Source organism: Streptomyces geranii, from assembly GCF_002954775.1.
GTDB lineage: Bacteria > Actinomycetota > Actinomycetes > Streptomycetales > Streptomycetaceae > Streptomyces > Streptomyces geranii.
In genome coordinates, this window is record NZ_PJME01000034.1 from 65,681 (window position 1) to 91,161 (window position 25,481).

Here is a 25,481-nt window from a genome sequence, read left to right on the forward strand (position 1 = left end):
GGTGACGGCGATCCATATACCTGCTGCGGGCGGCGACAAGAGGGTGCCCGCAGCGCGTGAAACAACATCGTGCCATGGGAACAACGTGGCACTTCTGGGCGTTTTGCCCGATACAGGGAGGCGGCATGACAGAGACGGCGAGCGGTCCGGCACGGAGTTCCCGAGCCAAGGGCAGCACCAAGGCGAGCAAGGGGCTGCGCATCGAGCGCATCCACACCACCCCCGGCGTGCATCCGTACGACGAGGTCGAGTGGGCGAGCCGTGACGTCGTCATGACCAACTGGCGCGACGGCTCGGTCAACTTCGAGCAGCGTGGCGTCGAGTTCCCCGCCGAGTGGGCGGTGAACGCGGTCAACATCGTCACCAGTAAGTACTTCCGCGGTGCGGTCGGCACCCCGCAGCGCGAGGTGAGCCTCAAGCAGCTCATCGACCGCATCGTGAAGACGTACACGAAGGCCGGTGAGGAGCACAGGTACTTCGCCTCCCCGGCCGACGCCGAGATCTTCGAGCACGAGCTGGCGTACGCCCTCCTGCACCAGGTCTTCAGCTTCAACAGCCCCGTCTGGTTCAACGTCGGGACGCCGCAGCCCCAGCAGGTCTCGGCCTGCTTCATCCTGGCCGTCGACGACTCCATGGAGTCGATCCTCGACTGGTACAAGGAAGAGGGCATGATCTTCAAGGGCGGCTCCGGCGCCGGCCTGAACCTCTCCCGTATCCGCTCCTCCAAGGAACTGCTCTCCTCCGGCGGCAACGCCTCGGGTCCGGTCTCCTTCATGCGCGGTGCCGACGCCTCCGCGGGCACCATCAAGTCGGGCGGCGCCACCCGCCGCGCGGCCAAGATGGTCATCCTGGACGTCGACCACCCCGACATCGAGGACTTCATCGAGACCAAGGTGAAGGAGGAGGAGAAGATCCGCGCCCTGCGCGACGCGGGCTTCGACATGGACCTGGGCGGCGACGACATCACGTCCGTCCAGTACCAGAACGCCAACAACTCGGTCCGGGTGAACGACACGTTCATGAAGGCCGTCGAGTCGGGCGGCAAGTTCGGCCTCACCTCCCGGATGACCGGCGACGTCATCGAGGAGGTCGACGCCAAGTCCCTCTTCCGCAAGATGGCCGAGGCCGCCTGGGCCTGCGCCGACCCGGGCATCCAGTACGACGACACGATCAACGCCTGGCACACCTGCCCGGAGTCCGGCCGTATCAACGGCTCGAACCCGTGCAGCGAGTACATGCACCTGGACAACACGTCCTGCAACCTCGCCTCGCTGAACCTGATGAAGTTCCTCAAGGACGACGGCAAGGGCCGCCAGTCCTTCGAGATCGACCGCTTCGCCAAGGTCGTCGAGCTGGTCATCACCGCCATGGACATCTCCATCTGCTTCGCCGACTTCCCCACCCAGAAGATCGGCGAGAACACGCGCGCGTTCCGCCAGCTCGGCATCGGCTACGCCAACCTCGGCGCCCTGCTGATGGCGACCGGACACGCGTACGACTCCGTGGGCGGCCGTGCCCTGGCCGGTGCCATCACCTCCCTGATGACCGGTACGTCGTACCGCCGCTCCGCCGAACTCGCCGCGGTCGTCGGCCCGTACGACGGCTACGCCCGCAACGCGCAGCCGCACCTGCGGGTCATGAAGCAGCACGCCGACGAGAACGACAAGGCCGTCCGGATCGACGACCTGGACACCCCGATCTGGGCCGCCGCCACGGAGGCCTGGCAGGACGTCGTCCGCATCGGTGAGAAGAACGGCTTCCGCAACGCGCAGGCGTCCGTCATCGCCCCGACCGGCACCATCGGTCTCGCGATGTCCTGCGACACCACGGGACTCGAGCCCGACCTCGCGCTGGTCAAGTTCAAGAAGCTCGTCGGCGGCGGCTCCATGCAGATCGTCAACGGCACGGTCCCGCAGGCCCTGCGCCGCCTGGGCTACCAGGAGGAGCAGATCGAGGCGATCGTCGCCCACATCGCCGAGCACGGCCATGTGATCGACGCCCCGGGCCTCAAGCACGAGCACTACGAGGTGTTCGACTGCGCCATGGGCGAGCGGACCATCTCCGCGATGGGTCACGTCCGGATGATGGCCGCGATCCAGCCCTGGATCTCCGGTGCGCTCTCCAAGACGGTCAACCTGCCGGAGACGGCGACCGTCGAGGACGTCGAAGAGGTCTACTTCGAGGCCTGGAAGATGGGCGTCAAGGCGCTCGCGATCTACCGCGACAACTGCAAGGTCGGCCAGCCGCTCTCCGTCAAGAAGAAGGAGGACGAGAAGACCGCGGTGACCGCGAAGACCGAGGCGACGATCCGTGAGGCCGTCGAGAAGGTCGTCGAGTACCGCCCGGTCCGCAAGCGCCTCCCCAAGGGCCGCCCCGGCATCACCACGTCCTTCACGGTCGGCGGCGCCGAGGGCTACATGACCGCCAACTCCTACCCGGACGACGGTCTCGGCGAGGTCTTCCTGAAGATGTCCAAGCAGGGCTCCACCCTCGCGGGCATGATGGACGCCTTCTCGATCGCCATCTCGGTGGGCCTGCAGTACGGCGTGCCGCTGGAGACGTACGTCTCGAAGTTCACGAACATGCGCTTCGAGCCGGCCGGTATGACGGACGACCCCGATGTCCGCATGGCCCAGTCGATCGTCGACTACATCTTCCGTCGCCTCGCGCTGGACTTCCTCCCCTTCGAGACGCGCTCCGCCCTCGGCATCCACTCCGCCGACGAGCGCCAGCGTCACCTGGAGACGGGCTCCTACGAGCCGACCGACGACGAGGTCGACATCGAGGGCCTCGCCCAGTCGGCGCCCCGTGCCCAGGAGTTGAAGGCGGTGGCGGCCCCGAAGGCCGCCGCGGAAGCGCCCCAGCCGGTTCTCCAGCAGGTCCACACCAGCGCCGAACTGGTGGAGATGCAGCTGGGCATCCAGGCGGACGCCCCGCTGTGCTTCTCCTGCGGTACGAAGATGCAGCGGGCGGGGTCCTGCTACATCTGCGAGGGGTGCGGGTCGACGAGCGGCTGCAGCTGACGCCGACGGACAGCGCCTGACCAGTGAGTGAGGGAGGGGCACCGGCTTCGCGCCGGTGCCCCTCCCTTCCGCTGTCCTGGGCCGAGTAACCTCCGCTCATGGACGACGAGTCGCGGCGCCATGACGGGGACATCGGTGAGCTTGCGGGAGCGGCCAGAGCCGCCGCTCTCGACGCGCTGGTCGCGGATCTCCGCTCCCCGGACCCCGTAGTGCGGGACGAGCGGGCGTACGGCGCGGTCGTCCGCTGGACACCCGGCCTCGACGCGGCGGAGCGCCGGTGGCTCGGGGACCGTATGGCCGGGTTGTTCGACGATCCCGAGGTGCAGGCGCGTGCGTTCGCGCCCCTCGTCCTCGCCCGGATCGCCGACGCGGGGGAGTGGCGGCGGGAGTGGTGGGAGGCCTTCGCCGGGTGGTACCCCGGGGAGAGCGATCTGCGCGGGTACGACACCACGCTCGGCTGGGTGCACGCCGCCGCGCACGGTGCCGATCTGCTGGCGGCCCTCGCGCAGCGCCGGGAGCAGGAACCCGGCCCGCTGCTCGAACTGGCCGTCGCACGGCTGCTGGCCAACACCGGGCACGTCTTCGACGCCCAGGAGGACGACCGGATCGCCCGTGCGCTGGCCCGGATCCTGTGCCGGCCCGGGCTCGGGGTCGCCGAGTCGGTGGGGTGGCTGGACGCCATCGCGGCGGCCTTCCGGACGGGGGAGCCGGGGCCGGTTCCCCCGTGGGCGTCCAACACCATGCGCACGCTGCGCATGCTCTATCTGCTGACGGACCGCGGACTGCTGACACCGGCAGGGGACGGCCCGCCGAGCACGGTCGCCCAGCGGGAGGCCGTACTCGACACCCTGGCCGTCACCCTCGCGATCGTCACCCCTTACCTGCCCTCTCCTTCGGAGAGGGACTGTGCGCAGAAGGCGCCCGCGGAGAGGGATCAGGCCTGACTGGTGCGGCCCATCGTCCTGGTGAACGTCGCGGGGTCGTCCTCGAAGCCCTGGACGACGGAGTGGAAGTCCCACGACCCGGTCTCGTCCCGGACGAACTCCGCGACGGTGGCCGCCGTCGACCCCAGTACGCCGCCGAAGTCCTCCTCGGCGAGCACGGCGTACCCCTCGCGAATGCGCAGGGCGGGCTTGACGACGCTGACGAACGTCCGGGGCGTGGAACGCTGCTGGATGATGACGCCGACCACCACGCGCGCGTACTGCGCGGCCAGCCGCTCGAACTCCAGCGTCATGACCTCGTCCCAGCCGAAGCCCTTGCCGTCCTTGCTGTCCCGGTTGAGCGTGATCGTGCCGTCCGGGGAACGGCTGTCGAAGTGCACCACGTAGGCGGGATCGCCGTACGGATCGGTCGCCGGATAGGTCGCGGCAACGATGTCGAGATCGGTGGGCGGCTGTCCCGCCGGACTCGGATCCCACTTCAGTGAGACCTCGGCCTTGCGGATCCCCTTGTTGAGGGCCTTCACCAGACTTCCCTTCCCCGTTCGCCGTGTGCTGTCAGGCCAACTGCCGGTACATCACAGCTGGTTGTCCATCGTGCCACGCGAGCGGGGGCGTTCGCGCGGTTGTACTCCGCCCGAGCGTGACCGGCGCCACGGTCCGTGGCCTTACGATGGCGCGGTGCTGGTCAAGTGGATTCGCTGCACCGTGGTCGACCGCCGCGGTTTCGAACGGGGGCAGCGAAAGTGGGCGGGACTTCTGGGGGAACCGGGATTCCGGGGGCAGGGCGGGGGCTGGAGCCGGGGGCGTCCCGGTGTGGCACACGTCTTCGCCTTCTGGGAGAGCCGGGCCTTCTACGACTCCTTCATGGCCCGGTCCCATGACCGGCTCGCCAACGCTCAGTCGGGCACGTTCAAGGAACAGCAGGTCAAGCTGTTCGACCACCGTTTCGACGTGAAGACGGGCTTCGAGCCGCGCTTCACGGACTCCGACCTGGTCCGGGTCGCGCACTGCCGTGTCCACGAGGAGCGCGCCGAGCACTTCGCGCTGATGCAGGAGAAGGTCTGGAACCCGGCGATGGCGGGCTCCCCCGGCATGGTGCGCGGACTGTTCGGCGAGGCGCCGGGACACGAGTTCCTGATCCTCTCGATGTGGCAGTCGGCCGCCGAGCACGGCAAGTACCGGGAGGAACGCGTGGAACGCCTCGCACTGCGGGCCCAGCTGGAGGCGGACGTCGCGGCGCTCGCCGGCGACATCGTCGAGCTGGAACCGAGCTGGATAGTCTGACGATCCGGACAACCTGAAGATCCGGATCGGATGTGCACTCTGTGTGCTTCAGCGCGCACGACATGTGTGACATACGCCGTATAGAGACCGCACGAGTGCCCGCTCGGCGCCGACCCGATCTAGGGTTTTGACATGGTAAGACCACGGCGCATCGTCCTTGTCCGGCACGGCGAGTCAATGGGCAATGCCGATGACACCGTCTACGAGCGGGAGCCGGACCATGCCCTGGCCCTCACCGAACGCGGCTGGCGGCAGGCGGAGGAGACGGGCAAACGGCTGCGCGAGGTGTTCGGGCAGGAGCAGGTCAGCGTGTACGTCTCCCCGTACCGCCGGACCCACGAGACCCTCCGCGCGTTCAGTCTGAACCCCGACCTCATACGCGTACGTGAGGAGCCCCGGCTGCGCGAGCAGGACTGGGGCAACTGGCAGGACCGGGACGACGTACAGCTGCAGAAGGCGTACCGGGACGCGTACGGGCACTTCTTCTACCGCTTCGCCCAGGGGGAGTCCGGCGCCGATGTGTACGACCGGGTGGGCGGCTTCCTGGAGAGCCTCTACCGCAGCTTCGAGGCGCCCGACCATCCGCCGAACGTGTTGCTGGTGACCCATGGGCTGGCCATGCGGCTGTTCTGCATGCGCTGGTTCCACTGGACGGTCGCGGAGTTCGAGTCGCTGTCGAATCCGGGGAACGCGGAGATGCGGATGCTCGTTCTCGGGAGTGACGGGAGGTACACGATTGACCGGCCGTTCGAGCGCTGGCGTGATCCGGAATCGTATGGAATCACCGGTTAGGGTGGCAGGCGATGACCGTTGACCCCTCCATTCACTCCTCCTGCTCCTCCGACGAGCGCCTGGAGCGCGCCCTGGCCAGCCTGCGCGGGCTCGCGGTGGGGGACGCGCTGGGGTCGCAGTTCTTCGTGCCCGTGAACCACCCGCTGCTGAGGCTCCGCGAGCTGCCGCCCGGCCCGTGGCAGTGGACGGACGACACGGAGATGGCGTGCTCCGTGGTGGCGGTCCTGGCCGCGCACCACCGCATCGACCAGGACGCGCTGGCCCACTCCTTCGCGGACCACCACGACTTCGACCGCGGATACGGCCCCGCGGTGAACCGACTCCTGCGACTGGTCCGGGAGGGCGGCGACTGGCGCGAGCTGGCGTCCGCGCTGTTCAACGGGCAGGGGTCCTGGGGCAACGGCGCGGCCATGCGCATCGCTCCGCTGGGCGCCTGGTACGCGGACGACCCCGAGCAGGCGACCCACCAGGCGGAGATCTCGTCCTACCCCACGCACCAGCACCGCGAGGCCGTGGTCGGCGCCATGGCGGTCGCCGCAGCCGCCGCGCTGGCGGCCTCTCCGGACGGCCCACCGAGCCCGGCCGCACTTCTGGACGGCGTCATCGCGCTGGTCCCGAGAAGCGCCGTCGCCGCAGGCCTGCGCCGCGCCCGGGACATGCTCGACTACGCCGACGCGGGCACGGTAGCGGCGGTCCTGGGCTGCGGTCGCCGCACCTCGGCCCACGACACGGTGCCGTTCGCCCTGTGGTCCGCCGCGCGCGCCCTGGGCGACTACGAGGAGGCCTTCTGGACGACGGCCCAGGCGGGCGGCGACGTGGACACGAACTGCGCGATCGTGGGCGGGGTGCTCGCGGCGGGGAAGCCGGGGGCACCGCCGGGGGCGTGGGTGGAGCGGACGGAAGTGCTGCCGGGGTGGGTGCCGGCGGGGGCGTAGGCCTGCTGTGGGTGGGGCTCGGGGGCGGGCTGGGTTGGGCTCGGGCTGGTGTGGGGGCGGGCGTGGATGCGCGGGGCACGCGTGCGCGTGCGTGGAGCGGCCACGTCAGGCTCGTCGGCTCCTGGTCCGTGCGGGCTCCGCGTGGTGAGTGCGAGTGGGGCGAGAGGCCTTCAGGGTGTGGCCGCCGGGGTTGCGCAGCACCCCGCGCGCGGGGTGCGAGACCCCGCGTTCTGCCGGGCGTCCGGGCGTGCGGCTCATGCGTGTGTGTCTGGCCGCCGAGGCGACCTGTTCTGCGCGCGGCGCGGCGCGGTGTAGTCGCGTGTGCGGGACGTCGGGCGGGTGGGAGTGGGCGTGCAGTGCCGCCCACTCACGCGCGTGAGGCTAGAAACTTCGCTTCGGCGCGGCGGCCGACACGCGCGTGTGCCCCACGTCGGCCAGGCGGGCGTCGGAGTGCCGTGCCGCTCACCCACGCGCGTGCCTCTGAGGCGGCGCCCTACGACGGCGTGCCGCACGTGGGCGCCAGGCACTGAGCCCTCACCCGGCCGCGCGGCCGGGTGAGGGCGCCGCACGCGCGCGACAGGGCGACCGCGACCGCCTCGCGAAGTCCGCAGAGCAGAGCCGTACGTCACCCCGTGCACCCGGAGCGACGTACGGTGACGTACGGCTGCCGCAGTCGGCCGCGGCCCCGGCAGTCGGGCCTGCTGGCCCGCTGCCGGGAGATCAGCCGCCCGCCGGGCCCGTGGTGCTTGCCGTGCCTGACAGGGCCTCCAGGTCGCTCTTGCGGACGCGGATGACGAACCAGGCGGTGGCCAGGGCCAGTACCGCCATCGCGGCGGCCGGGATGAAGGCCGTGGAGATGCCGTGGGCCAGGACCTCGTGGCTCCAGGGGGCGGGGAGCTGGTTCGTCCTCGCGAACTCCGCCTTCTGCTCGGGCGTGGCCTCCGCGAGGAACTTCGGGACCTGTTTCGTCGCCTCGTCGCGACTGGCCGAGCCGAACACCGTCGTCAGGATGGACAGGCCCAGCGAACCGCCCACCTGCTGCGTGACGTTGAGCAGCCCGGACGCGGCGCCCGCCTCGTGCGCGGCGACCCCGGAGACCGCCGTCAGGGTCAGCGTCACGAAGTTGAGGCCCATGCCGAAGCCGAACACCACCATCGGGCCCAGCACCCCGCCGACGTACGAGCTGTCGGGGGTGATGAAGGCCTGCCAGACGAGGCCGAGCGCGGCCAGCGCCGATCCGACCACCATGAAGGGTTTGGGCCCCAGGACGGGCAGGAACCGCTGCGACAGGCCCGCGCCGATGGCGATGGCCACGGTCACCGGGAGGAAGGCGAGGCCCGCCTCGATCGGCGTGTACAGCAGCACGTTCTGCACGAACAGGACGATGAAGAAGAACATGCCGAACATCGCCGCGGCCAGGCTCAGCATGATCACGTACGTGCCGGAGCGGTTGCGGTCGGCGAACATCCTCAGTGGGGTGATCGGCTCCTTCGCGCGCATCTCCACGAACACGAAGGCGGCCAGCAGGATCACCGCCGTGCCGAAGGACGCGAGGGTCAGGCTGTCCCGCCAGCCCTGCTCCGCCGCGCGGATGAAGCCGTAGACGAGAGACGCCATGCCCAGCGTCGAGGTCAGTGCGCCCACGATGTCGAAGCGGCCCGGGTGGCGTTCGGACTCGCCGATGTAGAGCGGCGTGAGCACGGCGATCAGCAGGCCGATCGGGACGTTGACGAAGAGCACCCAGCGCCAGTCGAGCCACTCCGTGAGCATGCCGCCCGCGAGCAGACCGACGGCGCCGCCGCCCGCCGAGACGGCGGCGAAGACCCCGAACGCCCGGTTGCGCTCCGGGCCTTCGGGGAACGTCGTGGTGATGAGCGCAAGCGAGGTGGGCGAGGCGATCGCGCCACCCACGCCCTGGAGGGCGCGTGCGGCCAGCAACTGCCAGGGTTCCTGGGCGAGTCCGCCGAGCAGCGAGGCGGCGATGAACAGCAGGATGCCGGTCAGGAAGACCCGGCGGCGGCCCAGGATGTCACCGGCCCGGCCGCCGAGCAGCAGCAGCCCGCCGAAGGTCAGCGTGTACGCGCTGACCACCCAGGTGAGGTCGGTGGTGCTGAACTTGAGGGCGTCTTGAATGTGCGGCAGCGCGATGTTCACAATCGTCGCGTCGAGTACCACCATGAGTTGGCAGGCCGCGATGACGGTGAGCGCTATGCCGGGATGCCCCTCCCGGCGGGCCGCACCTGGCTTGTGGTCCTTCAGTATTGAAGAGGTAGTCACTATGGGTCCCCCATAAGAGCACTAGTGAACGCTCGCGTTCACTGTCGCGTCGAACGGTAGTGAGTCCCCGACAGTGAACGCAAGCGTTCACTGAAGTCGCCGCCGCGTCGCGCACCGGTTACCCGGGTAATCTCTGCGATTCACCCCGTCGGCGATCCCCTCAATACCGACAATCCAGATAATCCTCGCACCGCCCGCTCATCCCTGCCCGCTGGAGACACTCAGATGGTTACCTCGCGCTGGACGGCCGCCCCCGCTCAGCCGGCCTCCCCCCGCCGGCGCGGCGCCGTACTCGAACGCGCGATCCTCGACGCCGCGCTGGAGCAGCTCAGTACGGTCGGCTGGAACGGCCTCACCATGGAGGGCGTCGCCGCCGGTGCCCAGACCGGCAAGGCCGCCGTCTATCGGCGCTGGCCCTCCAAGGAGGACCTCGTCATAGACGCGCTGCGGGCCGGACTGCCGCGCTTCGACCTGGCGCCCGACCTCGGGAACGTGCGGGACGACCTCCTCGCGCTGTGCCGGCAGGTGCGCGAGGCGATGTTCTCGCGCCCCGGGTTCGCGCTGCGCTCGGTGATTCACGAATGCGACACCCCGCAGGCGGAACGCTTCCAGGGCGTGATCTTCGGAGGGCTGGTCGAGCCCACGGTGCGCCTCCTCCGGGAGATCATCGACCGCGGAATCGCACGCGGCGAGACCCGTCCCGACGCCGTCAACGGCTATGTCCTGGACGCCATTCCGGCGATGATGATGTACCGCACGAAGATGTGCGCGAGCGAATGGGGCGTGCGGGACATCGAGGAGATGATCGACCAGTTGATGGTCCCGCTGCTGCGGCCGGGAAGTGTCTGAAGTCGCTTGGGGGCACCGGGTGTCGCGCGGGGTTCCGGGCGGCGTAGGCTGAGACCGCCATGCCGTACGAAGCACCCACCCACACCGTCGAGCGCTCCCTGCGCGCCACGACCGGAGCGAAGGTCATCGCCGGCGTCGACGAGGTCGGGCGGGGCGCGTGGGCCGGTCCCGTCACCGTCTGCGCGGCGGTCACCGGTCTCCGGCGGCCCCCCGAGGGGCTCACCGACTCCAAGCTCCTGGCCGTCAAGCGGCGTACCCAACTCGCGGAAGAACTGCGGAAATGGGTCACGTCGTACGCGCTGGGGCACTCCTCCCCGGAGGAGATCGACGACATGGGGATGACGGCCGCGCTGCGGCTCGCAGCGGTGCGCGCGCTGGAGGCCTTGCCGGTCCGCCCCGACGCGGTCATCCTCGATGGCAAGCACGACTACCTGGGGTCGCCGTGGCAGGTCCGCACGGTGATCAAGGGTGACCAGTCGTGCGTGGCGGTCGCGGCGGCGTCCGTGATCGCCAAGGTTCAGCGCGACAAAATGATGGCCGAACTGGGTATCGACCATGCAGACTTCGGTTTTGCGGCCAATGCCGGGTATCCGTCGCCCGTGCACAAGGCCGCGCTGGAGGAGCGGGGTCCCACCCCGTACCACCGGCTGTCGTGGGCTTATCTTGATGCGCTGCCCCAGTGGCGGCACCTCAAGAAGGCCCGCAGTTGGGCGAACGGGAACGCTCCGGAGATCGAGGGCCAGCTCGGCTTCGACTTCTGACGGTTCCGTTCGCACTCATGTGCCACCCGCCGAGGCGAGTCGCACCGGCGTTTGATAAATATCAGGTCATGCCTCTCATTCCCGAGGAGCCTCAGATTCACGAGAGTGCCCAGGGTCCCCGCGTCACTCCGGCCAGTGGCCGCACCGCGCCGACCCCCCGTCCCGTACCAGGCCCCCGCCCCGTGGCTCCGCCGCGTCCAGGCCGTCCGGGTCCGTTCCGGCCCACGGCGCCGGCCCAGCGCGCACCGCACGACGCGCCCGCAGCCGTCGCCGCGACCGCGGGCGCGGTCAAGCCCGGCCCGTCCGCGGCTCCGGCCGCCCCTGTCCCTTCCGCCACTCCTGCCCCGGCCTCCACGGCTTCGGCGGCGGCCCCGCAGATCCAGCTGATCCCGGCCTCGGCCGAGGGTGCGCTGGACGCCGCGGAGGAGGCCGTCGACCTGCTCCTGGATTCGGGCCGGGCCCCCGGTGAGGTGCTGGTGATCACCACCGGCGATCCGCACCCGTGGGCCGCGCACGAGCTGTCCTTCGGTGAGGCCCCGTACTGGGCGCAGCACGACGCGGGCGACGACGTCTTCTACGCCGACGCCGCCGCTCTGGGCCGGGCCGGTGCCCGTCCCGTGGTCGTGGTCGCGGTCAACGGCGGTGCCGACGGTACGGCCGCCACGGCCCTTCCCCTGGCCCTCGGCCGGGCCGGCGCCCTGCTGATCGTCTGCGGCGACCCGCAGCAGATCAACTCGGTGCTGGGCGCGGGCGTCTGAGCCGGTCCGCCGACATCGGACCGGCCGACGGGCCGACGGAGGACCGCTGAAGCGGTATGTGTACGGCGGCTGATTCGCCGTGCCCCGAAGCGGCCCGGAGTGCCCTGACGCGTCGGGCTCTCGTGCGTCGGTGATGTCATGAGCCCGGCAACAGTGGCGGGGTCTCAGGGGGCCCCAGGGGGCCGACAAGGGTCCCTATGGGCAAGGTCGTACGGTCGACGGGGGCACGCGTGCGCGTGCGCCCGTCGTTGTGCGTTGAGCGCCCGGCTGACGGGCCGACCGACTTGCTGCCTGGCCGCCGACTTGCCGCGAGGCCCGGCCGTGTGGCCGTGCTTGGGGTGATCCCTGCCGAGTGTCCTGGTGCGTCGTCGTACGTCGTGCCGGGCGGACGCCGTTGTCCGCGGTGGCAGTTCGTGTTCGGGTACGACGGGGACGTCACCCGTGGCCGTACGGCGCGGCCCTGTGGGACGCCGGGGTCAGCGGGCCGCCGCGCGGCGCAGGATGTCCGAGGCGGCGCCTCCGGTGCGGGGCATCGGCAGCGGTGGCGGTGCCTCGGACATGGCGAACGGCTCCGGAGGCGAGTCCGCGTTCGGACGGCGCCCGCCGCGGCCCTCTCCGAGGACCTGCCAGCCGTCGTGGGTCAGCGTGATGTACGCGCCGCAGCGCAGCCCGTGCAGGGTGCAGGCGTCGCGAAGACCCCACATCCACGCGCCGTCCTCCTCCGTCCAACGGGCGTCGCCGTCACGGCAGTAGAGCAGCACGGCCGTGCGTACCGGAGTGCGGCGGCGCAGGTCGTGCGGGATGACCCGGCGCAGCTGCGCGAGCAGCGAGTTGCGGAACATCCAGCCGTCGGCCGGTGCCGAGCGGCGGGTGAACGAGGCGCTCGCGCGCACCCGTTCGTCCGTGTCGAGGACGGCCACGATGGCGGTCGCGGGCCTGGGGCGATGTCTGGAGTGCAGTCCGCTGACGACCTCGCGAGGGTTGCGCAGCAGGGGAATCCCGGCCGCGGCCCACTCCGAGGGTTCGAGCATGCGGGCTGCTGAGTTGGCGGAAGCGGCGGACAGGTCGGCAGACGTCGACATGGATGCCGCGGTGGACGGAGCGAATCCGAAGGTCACGGTCCTCCCTTCGGCTACGCGCCCGCACTGCGGGCGGGAGATCGGACTTGGGGAGCGCACACCGCAGCGGAGCCCTGCCGGACCACGGACATGCCGTGCGGGAGCGGACTCCAATTCTTGCTGCCGAACTGGGTTGCGGCAACGAGCAAATGGGGCCACCGACCGTCTTCTGGTGATCTGTGGATTATATCCCTGCCGGGTGTGTCATTTGTAGATGCCTGGGGTGGCCGGGAACCTGCCGTTGGTCCGGTCGTCCGCCCCGGTTCATGTGCTCGTCATCAGCCCTGCAGGGCGAGAACCAGTGGCAGGACCCCTCGCGCACCGGCCCGACGGAGCATCCGGGCACCCACCGCGAGGGTCCACCCGGTCTCCGTGAAGTCGTCCAAAAGGAGGACTGGCCCCTGCGCCTCGGCGAGGGCGGCGGCCAGCGCGGGCGGTACGGTCAGGGCGCCGTCGAGCGCCTTCAGCCGCTGGGCGCTGTTGCTGCGGGACACGGGCGGGGCGTCACCGGCGTACTCCAGGCTGCCCAGCAGGGGCAGTCGGCCGACCTCCGAGATCCGCGCGCCCAGGGACGTGATCAGCTGTGGGCGGGTGCGCGAGGCGACGGTGACGACGCCGACCGGGCGCGGCTGGGTCGCCGCGGCTCCCGATGCCCAGCCGTCGGGCCCCTTCGCCCAGTCGATCAGGACACCGACGACGGCCTTGGCCACATCGTCCGGCACCGGTCCGTCCGGAGCCTGCGGCGCGAACATCGGGCGCAGCCGGTTGCCCCAGCCGATGTCCGACAGACGGCCCAACGCGCGCCCCGTGGTGGCCTGTTCCCCGGCCGGGATACGTCCCTTCAGCTCGACTCCGATCGCCGGCAGCCCGGTCGGCCACATCCGCCGGGGCTCGACCTCGACACCGGCCCGGCCCAGGTCCGCGCGCGCGGCGTCCACGGCGGTCGTGGAGGCGTCGGCGGTGAAGCGGGCGCCCGCGCAGTTGTCGCACCGGCCACAGGGCTTGGCGCCCTCGTCGTCCAACTGGCGCTGCAGGAACTCCATCCGGCAGTCGGTGGTCGACGCGTACGCGCGCATCGCCTGCTGCTCGGCCTTCCGCTGACGGGCCACCCACTCGTACCGCTCCGTCTCGTACGTCCAGGGCCGGCCCGTGGAGACCCAGCCGCCCTTGACCCGGTGGACGGCGCCGTCGACGTCGAGCACCTTCAGCATGCTCTCCAGCCGGGAGCGGCGCAGCTCCACCAGGGGTTCCAGGGCGGGCAGCGACAACGGCCGCTCCGCGCGCGCGAGGACGTCGAGAGTGCGGCGCACCAGCTCCTCCGGAGGGAAGGCGAGCGAGGCGAAGTACTCCCAGATCGCCTCGTCCTCCTTGCCCGGCAGCAGCAGCACCTCCGCGTGCTCGACCCCGCGTCCGGCACGGCCGACCTGCTGGTAGTAGGCGATCGGGGAGGCGGGCGAACCGAGGTGCACGACGAACCCGAGGTCGGGCTTGTCGAAGCCCATCCCGAGCGCGGATGTCGCCACCAGGGCCTTCACCTTGTTGCCGAGCAGGTCGTCCTCGGCCTGCTGCCGGTCGGCGTTCTCCGTCTTCCCGGTGTACGAGGACACGGTGTGCCCGCGCTGCCTGAGGAAGGCGGTGACCTCCTCGGCGGCGGCCACCGTGAGCGTGTAGATGATCCCGGAGCCCGGCAGTTCGGACAGGTGGTCGGCGAGCCACGCCATCCGGTGGGCCGCGTCCGGCAGCCGCAGTACACCGAGGCTGAGGCTCTCCCGGTCCAGCGGGCCGCGCAGCACCAGCGCGTCCGAGGTGCCCCCGGTGCCCAGTTGCTCGGCCACATCGGCGGTCACGCGCGCGTTGGCCGTGGCGGTGGTGGCCAGGACGGGTACGCCCGGTGCGAGGTCGGTGAGCATCGTGCGCAGCCGGCGGTAGTCGGGGCGGAAGTCGTGGCCCCAGTCGGAGATGCAGTGGGCCTCGTCCACCACCAGCAGGCCCGTCGCGGCGGCGAGCTTGGGGAGCACCTGGTCGCGGAAGTCCGGGTTGTTGAGGCGCTCGGGGCTGACCAGCAGGACGTCGACCGTGCCCTCCGCGATCTCCTCCTGGACCGTGTCCCACTCCTCGGTGTTCGAGGAGTTGATCGTCCGGGCGTGGATGCCCGCCCGGGCCGCCGCGTCCACCTGGTTGCGCATCAGCGCCAGCAGCGGCGAGACGATCACGGTGGGCCCGCTGCCCTGGGCCCGCAGCAGGGAGGTCGCCACGAAGTACACCGCGGACTTGCCCCACCCCGTGCGCTGCACGACCAGGGCCCGGCGCTTGTCGGCGACCAGTGCCTCGATCGCCCGCCACTGGTCCTCGCGCAGCCGGGCGGCGCCCGTGGCGTCCCCGACGAGGCGGGCGAGGACCGTGTCGGCCGCCGCCCGGAGATCCGCGTTGCTCGTGTGCTCCATGAACCCATACAACAGGACGCCAGTGACAACCGGGACGCGGGACGACGCATCACGGCCACCCGCAGGCACGTCCGCCCACCACCTTGACGTGCCCCTGATTGGAGTTATCCACAGGCTCAAGCGGAGTCCGGAATTCCGCGAGATCGTCACGGCATGACGAATCACAGCGAAACGCATCAGGTCACCCTGCGCACCCCGGCCGAACTGGCCGACGCCCTGCCCTATCTGCTCGGCTACCGCCCCGAGGTTCCCTGTCAAGTCATGCGTGTTGAGGCAAGGGGGCGATGCGGCGAAGGCCTCGGTTCCCCACGGTTCGAACTGGGGAAGCCCGCCACACCGCCGACCCCGTCCACCTCATGCGCGTCTTCGGCATCGTCGCCGACCGCATCGCCGAGCCCAAGCAGGCCGTGGACACCGCGGCGTCTGCACCGTCGAACGCCGTAGTCACGGATGCTCAGCAGTCGTCAGAGCAGCCGGGGAAGGACCGGCCGTGGGGCGACGGACGCGAGGTTCTTCACCGCATTGTCGAGAACGGATTGACCTTCGCCTACAGCGGCTACACCCGGCAACGACACGGCGGCAGACAAGCCTGGGTCGAGAGACGGGAGCAGATCCACGCTGGCTACCCGTACTACGTGGTCGCCCCGGACGGCAGCGAGACCCCCGTGTACGTCGCCGACGACCGCGACCTGGCGGCCACCGCTCACGGACGAGATCTCCTGAACGACCTCCTCGAGGCAGGCGACCTGCCCGGGCGGGACCGCGCCACGTTCGAGCTGTATCGAGAGCATCCGGACTTGTACCGGGCCATGCGCGCCGGTCTGCGTTGAACCCGGCCCCGACGATGCGCGTCGGGGGCGACCGACTGTCCCGTCGAATTGAGCCTGTCTGTGGATCTTCTGCTGAGCTGCGGGGTTGCCAGGTCGGATGAGAACACCCCGACCGGGATTCTCGGTGTATTTGGCTTGTGCGGAACCCCGCGTGGGGCCGTCGGCTGCGCACCGACGTGGCAGCACAGCCGAGCAACACCGAGGGGCCATCGCGTCGGGCCGAAGTGTGCAGTGAACCTGCATCACATGATTGGCCACGCACGCTTGCCAGACCAGGATGGGCCGTACCCGCGAGAGAGTGGGGCCGCTTTCGGCTGCCCCAGCTAGAGTCACAACCACCCCGGTAAGGGGGCGGCGTTGCGGGACCACCGCGTCGGCGCAACCGAGGTCAGGCCGCCGATACGGCGGCCGGGCAAGGACAGCCATGGCACAGCAGCGTCGTGACGAACTCTTCGCCTTCGGGATCGTAGGGGGTCTGCTGGGCGCAGAGGTGGAGCCCTACGACATCGAGGGGCGGCAGAAGGCCGTTGACGCGATGCTCCACTATCCCGACAGGCCGGATGCGGCTCTTGAGATCTCTTCCGTGGGAGAACAGGACGAGGCGCGTATCACCAACGTTCTTAACCGAGCGAAGAACCGTCGAGACATTCCGGGCTTGACCCACCTCTGGTCCGTCGTGGTGCCGAAGGACTTCCACCCGCAAGACCTCCCCCGAATCGACGCGGCACTGCTGCGCTGCGAGGCGCAGGGCGTCGACCGCTTGGGATTCATGGCCCAGGACTCCGACAGCTGGGATCTCCTCACCAGAGGCGTAAGCGCCGACAGCATGCCGGTTCGAGGCGGGACAACTCCCCGTGCGTATGTCCAGGTCCGCGGTGTCGGAGGCTTCCTGCGTGACGGGATCGAACCGTTGGCCGACGAACTCGCCGACGCACTGACAAGCCCTAAGGTGCAAACGAAGATTGCCAAGCTGGTCGACACCGGACTCGACGAGCTTCATCTCTTCCTCTGGGTGCGCCCATCGGCATTCACCTTCCCGGTCTACGACGGGTTGTCCTTCGGAGAGCAGCTGCCCAGCAGCCCACCACGTCTACCTGAGGAAATCAGTCAAGTGTGGCTGCTGAGCGGCATCGCGGCCGGCGGCGTGGTGCGGGCCATCACTGGGAATGGATGGCGCCGGGATCCTGTCCGCTGACGGCCACTCAGGTGTCAGTCGTGTTGAGCTTGTCTGTGGATCTTGTGCTGAGCTGCGGGTGCCAGGTCGGATGAGAGCACTCGTCTCTGGATTCTTCGTGTCCCGTCTCATTAGATCTTGCAGAGGCGGGGCCCTGACCTGCGGGGTGACAGGTTGAACCGCGACTTACTGGTGGAATGACAAGGCGTCGCGGAAGACCTGCGGGCGGTGCCGATGTTGCGTCTCATTGATCATGCCGAGGGCGATGCGGCCTCAGCAGGGCCTTGCCGGGATGGTGAGACGCTTGATGCCCGGTTTCGCGTTGAAGCTGGCAGATTCCTGGTCAGAGGCCGTAGCAGTGGACGCGTTCAGGAAGGACGTCGCGGCTGAGAATCCTGAAGCTGCCGACGGGCGGTCGACCAAACGATCTCGAACTCATTGGCCGACAACCACTGCGGGTCGTGCCCCTCCCACTCAGAGATAGGCGGTTCCGCGGTCAGACCGTAGACACTCTCGTATTCAGACAACCGACCGGCACCTTGGGCTTCTTGCCCCTCGACCAGCGAGGCAGCGGCCAAAGCCTTGCTTCCGAGCTCCTGCAACTCGACTTGCCGGATCACGTACCCATCGGTGTCCAGCTCGAAGTAGAACCAGACGGCTTCCTCGTCCCAGAAGCAGCGAACCCAGCGCGTCACTGGTTCACCGCGTCGAAGGGCTCGTCGTGCCAGCGCCAGCCAGCGGTGCTGTCGTCGTGGATGTGCAGCATGAACTCAGCGACCGGACTGCCGTCGGGAATCGTCATGGTGAGCGCACTGCGGATCTGGGTGTAGCAGGCGTCGGCCCGCTCCCAGTCCTCCTCGTCGACAGCCCGCTCTTGCTCAGCGAAGAGGGGGCGGAACTCTTCAAAACCAGGCAGCGTCTCAACTTCGGCGTGAGTCCAGGGCATGTCGGCGCCGGTCACGGTCAGCCGGGCAATCTCCTGGTCGCCGTGGTGGAGCCGCCAGATACTGCCGGTGGTCAGGTTTGGGTTGGTCACATCCCCATGATGGCGATCACCACTGACAGGCGGGGAGCGAGATCATCGCATCTTCTCGATCATGGGCACGACCATCTTGCTCAGCCGAAGTGAGACAGGCCACCTGTACCGAGACAAGAGCCATCCCAAAACGGGACACCGTCTCGCTCAAACCCGTTCCAGCACCCTGCATCGCGAGATCCGCGCACAGACCAGTGCGACAAGCCGCGGTTCGCTGAGACGGGACACTTCGTGCATCTGGCTTCGACGGAATCCGGGAATCCGACAGCTCGGATGAGACCGAGTGAGAATCCGCCAGCTGCACTACGACAGGACACCGACGATTGCCCAGATCCGAGTCCAATTGGTCAGCCGCTGGACACGGTGGCCCGGAATTGGACACCAAAGCGCGGAACCTACAGGCCCATGGTGACGTGTCGGCCCAGCCGTCGACCGGCGATGGTTATCTAGGGTGTCAACCCGATGATGCAGGTCAGCACCGGGCAAGCAGTAAAAGGCAGGTTAGGCAAGTTGTTCGCGCTCAGCTCGTCACCGGCCGCTGTGGGGCCGAGGTGTCCCTCCCCTCGTAGCGTGGAGTCCGTGAGTGCAGGGGAAGTTGAGGTTCATGGGGTCCAGGCAACGGACGTACACACCTGAGTTCCGTGAGGGTGCTGTACGCATTGTGATCGAGACCATCAGGCCGACCCCACAATGGAGTTGGCCGCTTGAAAGATCTCCACGGCGCAAGGGGATTGACAGAGGCGTCGAAGACCGGGCAGACGCCTGACGGGCGTTGCACGATCTTCCCGCGATTCAAAGTCTGCCGAGGCGGTTTGGTGAGGTGCCCGGCTCGGTACGCTTTACCGGCATAGGGGCATGTGGGCTGGCCGCCTTGCGGGGGGAGGGGGATGACATGTTGGATCAGGCGTTGGTTGTTCTGGCTTCGGCGTTCGGGGCGGCGGTGGCTTCGGCGGCCGGCACCGAGGTGTGGTCGGGATTCCGGGACCGGGTGGCCCGGATCTTCGGCCGCCGGGACGCGCGGGAGACCCAGGTGGTCCTGGAGCGGCTGGACCAGGCGGCCCTCGAACTGGACCGCGCCGACCCCGGTGGCGCCGACCAGGTCCGTACCCGGCTGGAAGCATCCTGGCAGGCCCGGTGCGAGGACCTACTGGAGAGTCTGGGCGAGGCGGACCGCGAGGAAGCCGCCGGGCAACTACGCGAACTGGTGGCCCGGCAGGCCGCCGGCGGAGTCGCCGCCGGGGACGACGGCATCGCCATCGGCGGCAACGCCGACATCAAGGCCGACCGCGGGTCGGCGGCCGCCCTGCGCATGGGCGACGTGACCCTCCAAAACCCTCCGATGCCGGGTCCGGAGCAGCGCTGACCGCACCCGGCGTCAGCCAGGCCCCGCACATCTCTGCACAGACATCGCTGTACGCGCAGTCCGGCGCTCTGGTGGTCGGCCGCGCCGATTCGGTGACGCACCATGCCGCGCCGCGGGCGCCGCTCTCCTGGCCGCGGCTGGTCGGCGTGGTCCCGCGCCAGGCGGACTGTTTCCAGCACCGTGATGCCGTCTATGCCTTGGAGCATGCGGTGGCCGGGGGTGGGACGGCGGTGCTGTGCCAGGTGCTGTCCGGGACCGGTGGGGTCGGTAAGACTCAGCTCGCCGCCCACCACGCCCGCACCGCGTGGCAGGCCGGGGCGGTGGATCTGCTGGTGTGGGTCACCGCGACCAGCAGGGACGCGGTCCTGAGCGCTTACGCCGAGGCCGCTGTCACGGTGAGCGACCCCGACGACCCTCAATGCGCCGGTCTCGACGACCCTGAGCGGGCCGCTGTCCGCTTCCTGGCCTGGGCCCAGTCCACGGACCGGCGATGGCTGATCGTGCTCGACGACGTGAGTGACCCGGCGCACCTGAATGGCACGGGCGGACGGGGTGACCTGTGGCCGCCCGCGCCCGCGAACGGCCGCACGGTGGTCACCACCCGCCGCCGCGATGCGGCCCTGCCCGGCCGCCTCATCGACGTCGGCTTGTTCACCAAGGGTGAGGCCGTCGGCTACCTGAGGACCAAACTCGCCGCCCAAGGCCGCCACGACGACCCCGGGCAGGTCGAGGAGCTCGCCCGCGATCTGGACCATCTGCCGCTGGCCCTGGCCCAGGCGGTCACCTATCTCCTCGACCTCCACCTGGACTGCGCCACCTACCGCAAGCGGCTGGCCGACCGCGCCCGTACGCTGCCCGACCTGGTCCCCGAGGACAGCGGCCTGCCCGACGCCCACCGCACCACGGTGGCCGCCACCTGGTCCCTGTCCATCGAACACGCCGACCGGCTCCGCCCGACGGGCCTGGCCCGCCCCATGCTTCACCTGGCGGCCCTGCTCGACCCCAACGGCATCCCCGCCACCGTCCTGACCTCACCCCCAGCCCTCGCCTACCTCACCGAACACCGCACCCCCGACGGTGGCACCGACCCCGACGTATCCCCGCGCGCGGTCGGGGCGGACGATGCGACCGACGCACTGCGCTGCCTGCACCGGCTCAGCCTGGCCGACCACACCCCCAACACCCCTCACCAGGAGGTGCGCGTCCACAATCTCGTCCAACGTGCCGCCCGCGAAGCCCTCAGCCCCGCCGCACGCGAACTGGCGGCCCGTACCTGCGCCGACGCCCTGTACGAGGCCTGGCCCGAGGTCGAACGCGACACTGCCCTCGGCCAGGCTCTGCGCGCCAACACCGCCGCCCTGACCGCCCACGCCGCAGACGCCCTGTGGCAGCCCGACGGCCACCCAGTTCTCTTCCACACCGGAAACAGCCTCGGCCACACCGGACTCGTCACCGGCGCCCGCGCCTATTTCCAGGACCTGCACACCGCCGCCCGCCAGAAACTAGGCCCCGACCACCCCGACACCCTGACCGCCCGGCACTACCTCGCCTACTGGAGGGGAGAGGCAGGGGATGTGGCCGGGGCCGCCACCGCCGCCGCCGAACTGCTGGCCGACCGGCTGCGGGTGCTGGGCCCCGACCACCCCGACACTCTGGCCGCCCGGCACTACCTCGCCTACTGGAGGGGTGCGGGGGCGGCGGGGGATATGGCAGGCTCCGCCACTGCGTTCGCCGAACTGCTGGCCGACCGGCTGCGGGTGCTGGGCCCCGACCACCCCGACACCCTGGACACCCGGCACGACCTCGCCCACTGGCGGGGTATGGCGGGGGATGCGGCCGGGGCCGCCACCGCCACCGCCGAACTGCTGACCGACCAGCTGCGGGTGCTGGGCCCCGACCACCCCGCCACCCTGGCCGCGCGGCACAACCTCGCCCACTGGCGGGGTATGGCGGGGGATGCGGCCGGGGCCGCCACCGCCCAAACTGAACTGCTGGCCGACAAGCTGCGGGTGCTGGGCCCCGACCACCCCGACACCCTGCTCGCCCGGAACAACCTCGCCCACTGGCGGGGTATCGCGGGGGATGCGGCCGGGGCCGCCACCGCCACCGCCGAACTGCTGACCGACCAGCTGCGGGTGCTGGGCCCCGACCACCCCGACACCCTGGTCACCCGGTACTACCTGGCCCACTGGCGGGGGCAGGCTGATGGCGCGAGCGGTGGTGTCCGATAACGAAGGCGAGCTCAAGCGGTCAGCGCATCACTGCTGTTCAGGAGGTCAGCGTAGACGTCTGCCGGAGAGCGGTAGCCGTGGGTCTTGCGTGGACGGTGGTTGAGTTCGTGGGCGATGGAGTCCAGGTCTACCTGGCCGAACGTGCGGAGGTTCGCGCCCTTGGGGAGGTACTGCCGAAGCAGCCGGTTGGTGTTCTCGTTGGTGCCGCACTGCCACGGGCTCCGCGGCTTGCAGAGGTAGATCGGCATCCCAGTCTCGGCGGTGATGGACTGGTGCTCGGCGATCTCCCGGCCGCGGTCCCAGGTGAGCGTCCGCCGCAGTCGGGGCGGGATGCCGAGGAGGCTCCTGGTGAGGTGCGGGGTGACCTGCTCGGCCTTGATGCCGTCCGGCAGCGCTGGTCAGTTCGCGGCGGCGGGCGTTGAGGGCCGCCGCGATGTCCTTGAGCGAGACGGTGGTTCCCGTCAGTTGGGGGCAGACGGCGCGTGACCTGGTCGTGGTTGCCCCAGGACACGTACTGTCCAGCGCCGGTCTCGGCGACCTGGACCAGATAGCGCTCCAGCACGCTCAGCTGCGTCACGGCCAAGGCCTCGGCCAGCACCACCACATCGACGCGATACCCCGCATCCTGGTAGGCGCGGGCCTGCTCCGGGTCGACAACGGGGGCTTCGACCAGCGCGCCGAACCGGTGCCCGCGCACGTACTCCTCGACCTCCGCCTGCCACCGCAGAACGGCCGTACCCGTACCCGTACACCGGCGGTGCGGTCGTCGCTGCGCAGGAGACCCCGGTAGGCGGGGTGGTCGGTCTGGCAGAGGTCTGGGCCGATCAGTACCGCGCCGCCGCGCCGGTTCCAGCACCGCCTTCATGTCATTGCGTTGCCTCGTTCCCGGTGCCCCTGCCTGGCTCGGGGCATCGGGAGCCACGACCCGTTCGGTGAGCTGGTCGTACCTGCGCATCTCGTCGAAGTCGCTCATTGGTCGTGTTCCTTCCCGCCGCCGGTGGCGGCGCGCAGGGCCTTGGCGCGGGTCCGGTCGCTGGCGAGCGACTGGTGGAAGCCCTTGGGGAGAGGTTCGCCCCCGCGCTCGCTCTCGCGGAGCATCCGCTCCTGCAGATCGGCACGGAGGTCCCACAGGTCGGCCTCCGTCTGAGGGTCGGGCACCAGTTGGTCCATCCGCATGCGGTGGGCCGCTTCACCGACGAGCAGCACCATTTCGATGGTGGAGTGCCGGGGAAGGCCGCCGCTGACCGGGTGTTCCTGGTCGGCCCAGCCGTCGTGCCGTCGCAACCACCGGTCCAGATCGCGGGCGGTCTTCTCTGCGCTGCCGTTGGCCGGGACGGCGTTGCCTGGGGCGTAGCGGGCCCCGTAGGGGATGCGCTTGTCGTCGGGGGTGCCGTCGGGGTGTCGGCGCTCGGGCGTGGCAAGCGGCTTGCGCCACGCCTTGACGGGGTCGGTGAACTTGGTGTGGGCGGACTGACGGGTGATGCCCAGTGCCTCGCCGATCGCTTCCCAGCTGGTACCGCGCTCGCGCTCGTAGATGACGGCCTGCCGCTGTGCGTGCTCGGCGAGACGGATCAGGCTGGCCGCCTCGCGTACGAAGTCGCCCGGGCTGGAAGAGTCGTCTTCGGTACCGATGCGGCCGAGCGCGGTCTCGGCGACGTTGCGGTAGGCGTCGGAGAGCACGAGGCGCGCGAGGGCAGTCGGGGTATACGGGTGCGGCGGATCGGGAGTCGTGTCGGCCTGCGGACTGGTTTCGGTCATGATGTCAGCGTAAGGATGTCAGGGCATGAATGTCAGCTAAATAATGACAGTCAATTGATGTCAGGTAATAACTGACTGATCCTTGATCGATGCTTGCCGCTGACTGAGCGATTCTGCAACGTTTGAACTGACGTGATGCCGATGTCAGTTAGCGGATGACGTTCGGCGCACTCGTAAATGTACAGGATAATTACGGTTATCCTGTGCCTATGCTGACGCCGGATCAGGACCCCGCCCATACCTGCGAACCAAGCCCCGTGCTGCAGCAAGCGATGGAAGCAGCGGCCGATCCCTGGCACGTGCCGCCGGGGCGTCCGTCCGGACCGCCGCAGCTGGACTTCCCGCCGGTCCGCAACGGCATCGACTACCTCGCCAGCGTCGTCGAGCACCTGGACGAGAACGCCTCGGACGTCGGGCCCCGGGACCTCAAGTACGCCGTCCTGCACCTACAGGCCGCGGTCGAGGTGCTGCTGAAGGCCCGCCTGCAGCGCGAGCACTGGAGCCTGGTCTTCAAGGACCCCGGGAGGGCGGCCAGGAAGGACTTCGAGAGCGGGGACTTCGAGAGCTGTGGGACCGACGCCGCCATCGAACGCCTGCGCGACATCGCGGAAATTGCCATCGACCGCAAGGAGGCCGAGGCGCTGAAGGACCTAGCGAAGGACCGCAACGCGCTGCAGCACTACGGCCTGACGCACAACGCCCACGCGGTCGAGGCCCGCGCCGGCCGGGTGCTCGACTTCCTCATGCGCTTCCTGGACACGCAGCTCCTGCCGCTGCTCGAAGGGCAGGAACGTGAGCGGGCAGGGCGGGACATGATTCCGGTGGAAGCGGGGGTGAAGAACATCAGCTCCTACGTCAAGCGGCGCCTCAACCGGCTGCGCGGCGAGCTGGCCGGGCTGGAGGGCCGGACCATCATGTGCCCCCACTGCGCGCAGATGACCCTCGTCGTCGCCCCGCACAGCGGAGACTGCCGCTTCTGCGGCGCGTCCTGGGACTCGGCCGAGCTGCTGGTCTACGACTATCTCGGCTGCCCTGACGGTGAGTTGGCTCTGACATTTCCCTGCCCCCAGTGCAGCAGCTCCGCCTTCGTCGAGGGCGTCAACTTCGCGGACGGCGCCAGGCTGTCCGACACCCTGTACTGCTTCGGCTGCAGCGTCCGTCACGAAGCGCGGGACCTCGCAACCTGCGTCGGCTGCAGCCGCCCGTGGCCCGTCGAGCCCGACGCCGACCGCTTGGGCGCCACCCTGTGCCCGGACTGCTGGGGCCAGTTCACGCAGGAGGACATCGCGTGACCACGGCACTGGAGCGCTCGGCCAACACGCTGAAGTCGTACGCCTGGGGCATACCGGAGCGGATCGTGCGCGTCGTTGTGTCACTGCCACACGGTGGGACGCGCCCGGCACCGGGGACACAATCACCAGCGCGGCCGTCAGGTCACCATGTTCGTCACCACGGTGAGCACGCCCATGGCCGCGGTGAAGGCGACGGCCGTGGTGCGCCAGCGCGGGCCGCGCCCGGCGCCCCGGTCCAGGGTGTACGCGACCAGCGCGACGAACACGGCGCACAGCACGCCGATGCCGACCGCTCCGGCCCGCCCGGCGTCCGGTGAGCCCCCGTGCAGCCCCAGCAGATCCTGCAGCATGCCCAGGTCCGCCATCACGGCCGCCGCCGCACCCCCGGTCCAGCTCCACGCCCGCTTCGGCGGCACGCTGCCGTCGGTGTCGGCCGGGGCGAGCTGGAAGCCCACGAACGCCGTGGTCGCCGCGGCGACCACGGCGAAGGCCGTGAACTCGATCTGGAACACCGTCATCCGTCCCCCTTGGAGGGTGCACCTGTGAGGGCGTCCGACGCCCCCGCGACGCAGGTGTCCCGCAATAATAGGGACGGTGCAATAATTCCAACAA

At 69.8% G+C, this 25,481-nt stretch carries 21 protein-coding genes and 2 pseudogenes; 13 read left to right on the forward strand and 10 right to left on the reverse strand.

The window, feature by feature from the left end:
* Positions 1-125: 125 nt before the first annotated feature.
* Complete coding sequence (locus tag CW359_RS30860; protein ID WP_105973476.1) at positions 126-3,023, forward strand: vitamin B12-dependent ribonucleotide reductase; 2,898 nt, start codon at positions 126-128, stop codon at positions 3,021-3,023.
* A gap of 98 nt (positions 3,024-3,121) precedes the next feature.
* Positions 3,122-3,967, forward strand: coding sequence for a DUF2785 domain-containing protein (locus tag CW359_RS30865; protein ID WP_105973477.1), 846 nt, complete (start codon positions 3,122-3,124; stop codon positions 3,965-3,967).
* Here the strand turns inward: CW359_RS30865 and CW359_RS30870 are convergent.
* On the reverse strand, positions 3,958-4,491 hold the full coding sequence (locus CW359_RS30870; protein WP_105973478.1) for a TerD family protein: 534 nt from the start codon (positions 4,489-4,491) through the stop codon (positions 3,958-3,960). The genes CW359_RS30865 and CW359_RS30870 overlap by 10 nt on opposite strands.
* 154 nt (positions 4,492-4,645) lie before the next feature.
* Here CW359_RS30870 and CW359_RS30875 point away from each other — a divergent pair, with 154 nt between their 5' ends.
* The 3 genes from CW359_RS30875 to CW359_RS30885 all read left to right on the forward strand — a co-directional run bounded on the left by CW359_RS30875 (position 4,646) and on the right by CW359_RS30885 (position 6,978).
* Complete coding sequence (locus tag CW359_RS30875; protein WP_105973479.1) at positions 4,646-5,251, forward strand: YdbC family protein; 606 nt, start codon at positions 4,646-4,648, stop codon at positions 5,249-5,251.
* A 132-nt stretch (positions 5,252-5,383) separates the two neighbouring features.
* Positions 5,384-6,043, forward strand: coding sequence for a histidine phosphatase family protein (locus CW359_RS30880; protein ID WP_105973480.1), 660 nt, complete (start codon positions 5,384-5,386; stop codon positions 6,041-6,043).
* A gap of 11 nt (positions 6,044-6,054) precedes the next feature.
* Positions 6,055-6,978: an ADP-ribosylglycohydrolase family protein gene (locus tag CW359_RS30885; protein WP_105973481.1), complete on the forward strand. Its 924-nt coding sequence runs from the start codon at positions 6,055-6,057 to the stop codon at positions 6,976-6,978.
* A gap of 720 nt (positions 6,979-7,698) precedes the next feature.
* Here CW359_RS30885 and CW359_RS30890 read toward each other — a convergent pair.
* Positions 7,699-9,255, reverse strand: coding sequence for an MFS transporter (locus CW359_RS30890; protein WP_105973482.1), 1,557 nt, complete (start codon positions 9,253-9,255; stop codon positions 7,699-7,701).
* A 225-nt stretch (positions 9,256-9,480) separates the two neighbouring features.
* Between CW359_RS30890 and CW359_RS30895 the strand changes: the two genes are divergently transcribed.
* From CW359_RS30895 to CW359_RS30905, 3 genes are all read left to right on the forward strand, one after another.
* Positions 9,481-10,104: a TetR/AcrR family transcriptional regulator gene (locus tag CW359_RS30895; RefSeq protein WP_105973483.1), complete on the forward strand. Its 624-nt coding sequence runs from the start codon at positions 9,481-9,483 to the stop codon at positions 10,102-10,104.
* Between the two features lie 59 nt (positions 10,105-10,163).
* A complete protein-coding gene (locus CW359_RS30900) occupies positions 10,164-10,865 on the forward strand; it encodes a ribonuclease HII (protein ID WP_105973484.1) in 702 nt (233 codons plus the stop codon).
* A gap of 68 nt (positions 10,866-10,933) precedes the next feature.
* Positions 10,934-11,623, forward strand: a complete 690-nt coding sequence (locus tag CW359_RS30905) for a hypothetical protein (protein WP_105973485.1) — start codon at positions 10,934-10,936, stop codon at positions 11,621-11,623.
* A gap of 476 nt (positions 11,624-12,099) precedes the next feature.
* Here CW359_RS30905 and CW359_RS30910 read toward each other — a convergent pair whose 3' ends face one another.
* Complete coding sequence (locus tag CW359_RS30910; RefSeq protein ID WP_105973486.1) at positions 12,100-12,741, reverse strand: hypothetical protein; 642 nt, start codon at positions 12,739-12,741, stop codon at positions 12,100-12,102.
* 278 nt (positions 12,742-13,019) lie between these two features.
* Positions 13,020-15,185, reverse strand: a complete 2,166-nt coding sequence (locus tag CW359_RS30915) for a RecQ family ATP-dependent DNA helicase (RefSeq protein WP_105973487.1) — start codon at positions 15,183-15,185, stop codon at positions 13,020-13,022.
* A 356-nt stretch (positions 15,186-15,541) separates the two neighbouring features.
* Here CW359_RS30915 and CW359_RS45480 point away from each other — a divergent pair, with 356 nt between their 5' ends.
* Both CW359_RS45480 and CW359_RS30930 read left to right on the forward strand, forming a co-directional pair.
* The gene (locus CW359_RS45480) at positions 15,542-16,015 is read left to right on the forward strand and encodes a hypothetical protein (protein WP_157968665.1); all 474 of its coding nucleotides are present in this window, start codon (positions 15,542-15,544) and stop codon (positions 16,013-16,015) included.
* Positions 16,016-16,439: 424 nt separating this feature from the next.
* Positions 16,440-17,210 carry a hypothetical protein gene (locus tag CW359_RS30930; protein ID WP_105973490.1) on the forward strand — a complete coding sequence of 257 codons (771 nt, stop codon included), beginning with the start codon at positions 16,440-16,442 and terminating at the stop codon, positions 17,208-17,210.
* A gap of 347 nt (positions 17,211-17,557) precedes the next feature.
* Here the strand turns inward: CW359_RS30930 and CW359_RS30935 are convergent, their stop codons facing one another.
* Together CW359_RS30935 and CW359_RS30940 are read right to left on the reverse strand one after the other, a co-directional pair.
* Positions 17,558-17,884 (reverse strand): hypothetical protein, encoded by a 327-nt coding sequence (locus tag CW359_RS30935; RefSeq protein ID WP_105973491.1) that lies wholly within the window; start codon positions 17,882-17,884, stop codon positions 17,558-17,560.
* Entirely contained in the window at positions 17,881-18,225 is a 345-nt protein-coding gene (locus CW359_RS30940) for a hypothetical protein (RefSeq protein ID WP_198655450.1), read from the reverse strand. Before CW359_RS30940 ends, CW359_RS30935 begins: the two co-directional genes overlap by 4 nt.
* A gap of 892 nt (positions 18,226-19,117) precedes the next feature.
* Between CW359_RS30940 and CW359_RS30945 the strand changes: the two genes are divergently transcribed.
* The gene (locus tag CW359_RS30945; RefSeq protein ID WP_105973515.1) at positions 19,118-19,588 is read left to right on the forward strand and encodes a hypothetical protein; all 471 of its coding nucleotides are present in this window, start codon (positions 19,118-19,120) and stop codon (positions 19,586-19,588) included.
* A gap of 209 nt (positions 19,589-19,797) precedes the next feature.
* Positions 19,798-21,819, forward strand: a complete 2,022-nt coding sequence (locus tag CW359_RS46760; protein WP_232838677.1) for a tetratricopeptide repeat protein — start codon at positions 19,798-19,800, stop codon at positions 21,817-21,819.
* 11 nt (positions 21,820-21,830) lie between these two features.
* On the opposite strand, the pseudogene CW359_RS30955 reads toward CW359_RS46760, so the two are convergent.
* The 3 genes and pseudogenes from CW359_RS30955 to CW359_RS30965 form a co-directional block, all read right to left on the reverse strand.
* Positions 21,831-22,214 (reverse strand): annotated as a pseudogene (locus tag CW359_RS30955) (IS30 family transposase); the annotation flags it as partial.
* A 137-nt stretch (positions 22,215-22,351) separates the two neighbouring features.
* Positions 22,352-22,792: pseudogene (locus tag CW359_RS47645) on the reverse strand (zeta toxin family protein); the annotation flags it as partial.
* A complete protein-coding gene (locus CW359_RS30965; protein WP_105973493.1) occupies positions 22,789-23,577 on the reverse strand; it encodes a hypothetical protein in 789 nt (262 codons plus the stop codon). The gene CW359_RS30965 and the pseudogene CW359_RS47645, both read right to left, overlap by 4 nt.
* Before the next feature lie 257 nt (positions 23,578-23,834).
* On the opposite strand from CW359_RS30965, the gene CW359_RS30970 reads away from it, so the two are divergent.
* Entirely contained in the window at positions 23,835-24,869 is a 1,035-nt protein-coding gene (locus CW359_RS30970) for a hypothetical protein (protein WP_105973494.1), read from the forward strand.
* 137 nt (positions 24,870-25,006) lie between these two features.
* Here CW359_RS30970 and CW359_RS30975 read toward each other — a convergent pair whose 3' ends face one another.
* Positions 25,007-25,387 carry a hypothetical protein gene (locus CW359_RS30975; RefSeq protein ID WP_105973495.1) on the reverse strand — a complete coding sequence of 127 codons (381 nt, stop codon included), beginning with the start codon at positions 25,385-25,387 and terminating at the stop codon, positions 25,007-25,009.
* Positions 25,388-25,481: the final 94 nt, after the last annotated feature.

Excerpts from the sequence above, each read along its gene's own strand:
- CW359_RS30860 (WP_105973476.1), top strand. The coding sequence starts at position 126 with ATGACAGAGACGGCGAGCGGTCCGGCACGGAGTTCCCGAGCCAAGGGC.
- CW359_RS30865 (WP_105973477.1), top strand. The coding sequence starts at position 3,122 with ATGGACGACGAGTCGCGGCGCCATGACGGGGACATCGGTGAGCTTGCG.
- CW359_RS30880 (WP_105973480.1), top strand. The coding sequence starts at position 5,384 with ATGGTAAGACCACGGCGCATCGTCCTTGTCCGGCACGGCGAGTCAATG.
- CW359_RS30885 (WP_105973481.1), top strand. The coding sequence starts at position 6,055 with ATGACCGTTGACCCCTCCATTCACTCCTCCTGCTCCTCCGACGAGCGC.
- CW359_RS30895 (WP_105973483.1), top strand. The coding sequence starts at position 9,481 with ATGGTTACCTCGCGCTGGACGGCCGCCCCCGCTCAGCCGGCCTCCCCC.
- CW359_RS30900 (WP_105973484.1), top strand. The coding sequence starts at position 10,164 with ATGCCGTACGAAGCACCCACCCACACCGTCGAGCGCTCCCTGCGCGCC.
- CW359_RS30905 (WP_105973485.1), top strand. The coding sequence starts at position 10,934 with ATGCCTCTCATTCCCGAGGAGCCTCAGATTCACGAGAGTGCCCAGGGT.
- CW359_RS30915 (WP_105973487.1), bottom strand. The coding sequence starts at position 15,185 with ATGGAGCACACGAGCAACGCGGATCTCCGGGCGGCGGCCGACACGGTC.
- CW359_RS45480 (WP_157968665.1), top strand. The coding sequence starts at position 15,542 with ATGCGCGTCTTCGGCATCGTCGCCGACCGCATCGCCGAGCCCAAGCAG.
- CW359_RS30930 (WP_105973490.1), top strand. The coding sequence starts at position 16,440 with ATGGCACAGCAGCGTCGTGACGAACTCTTCGCCTTCGGGATCGTAGGG.
- CW359_RS30945 (WP_105973515.1), top strand. The coding sequence starts at position 19,118 with ATGTTGGATCAGGCGTTGGTTGTTCTGGCTTCGGCGTTCGGGGCGGCG.
- CW359_RS30965 (WP_105973493.1), bottom strand. The coding sequence starts at position 23,577 with ATGACCGAAACCAGTCCGCAGGCCGACACGACTCCCGATCCGCCGCAC.
- CW359_RS30975 (WP_105973495.1), bottom strand. The coding sequence starts at position 25,387 with ATGACGGTGTTCCAGATCGAGTTCACGGCCTTCGCCGTGGTCGCCGCG.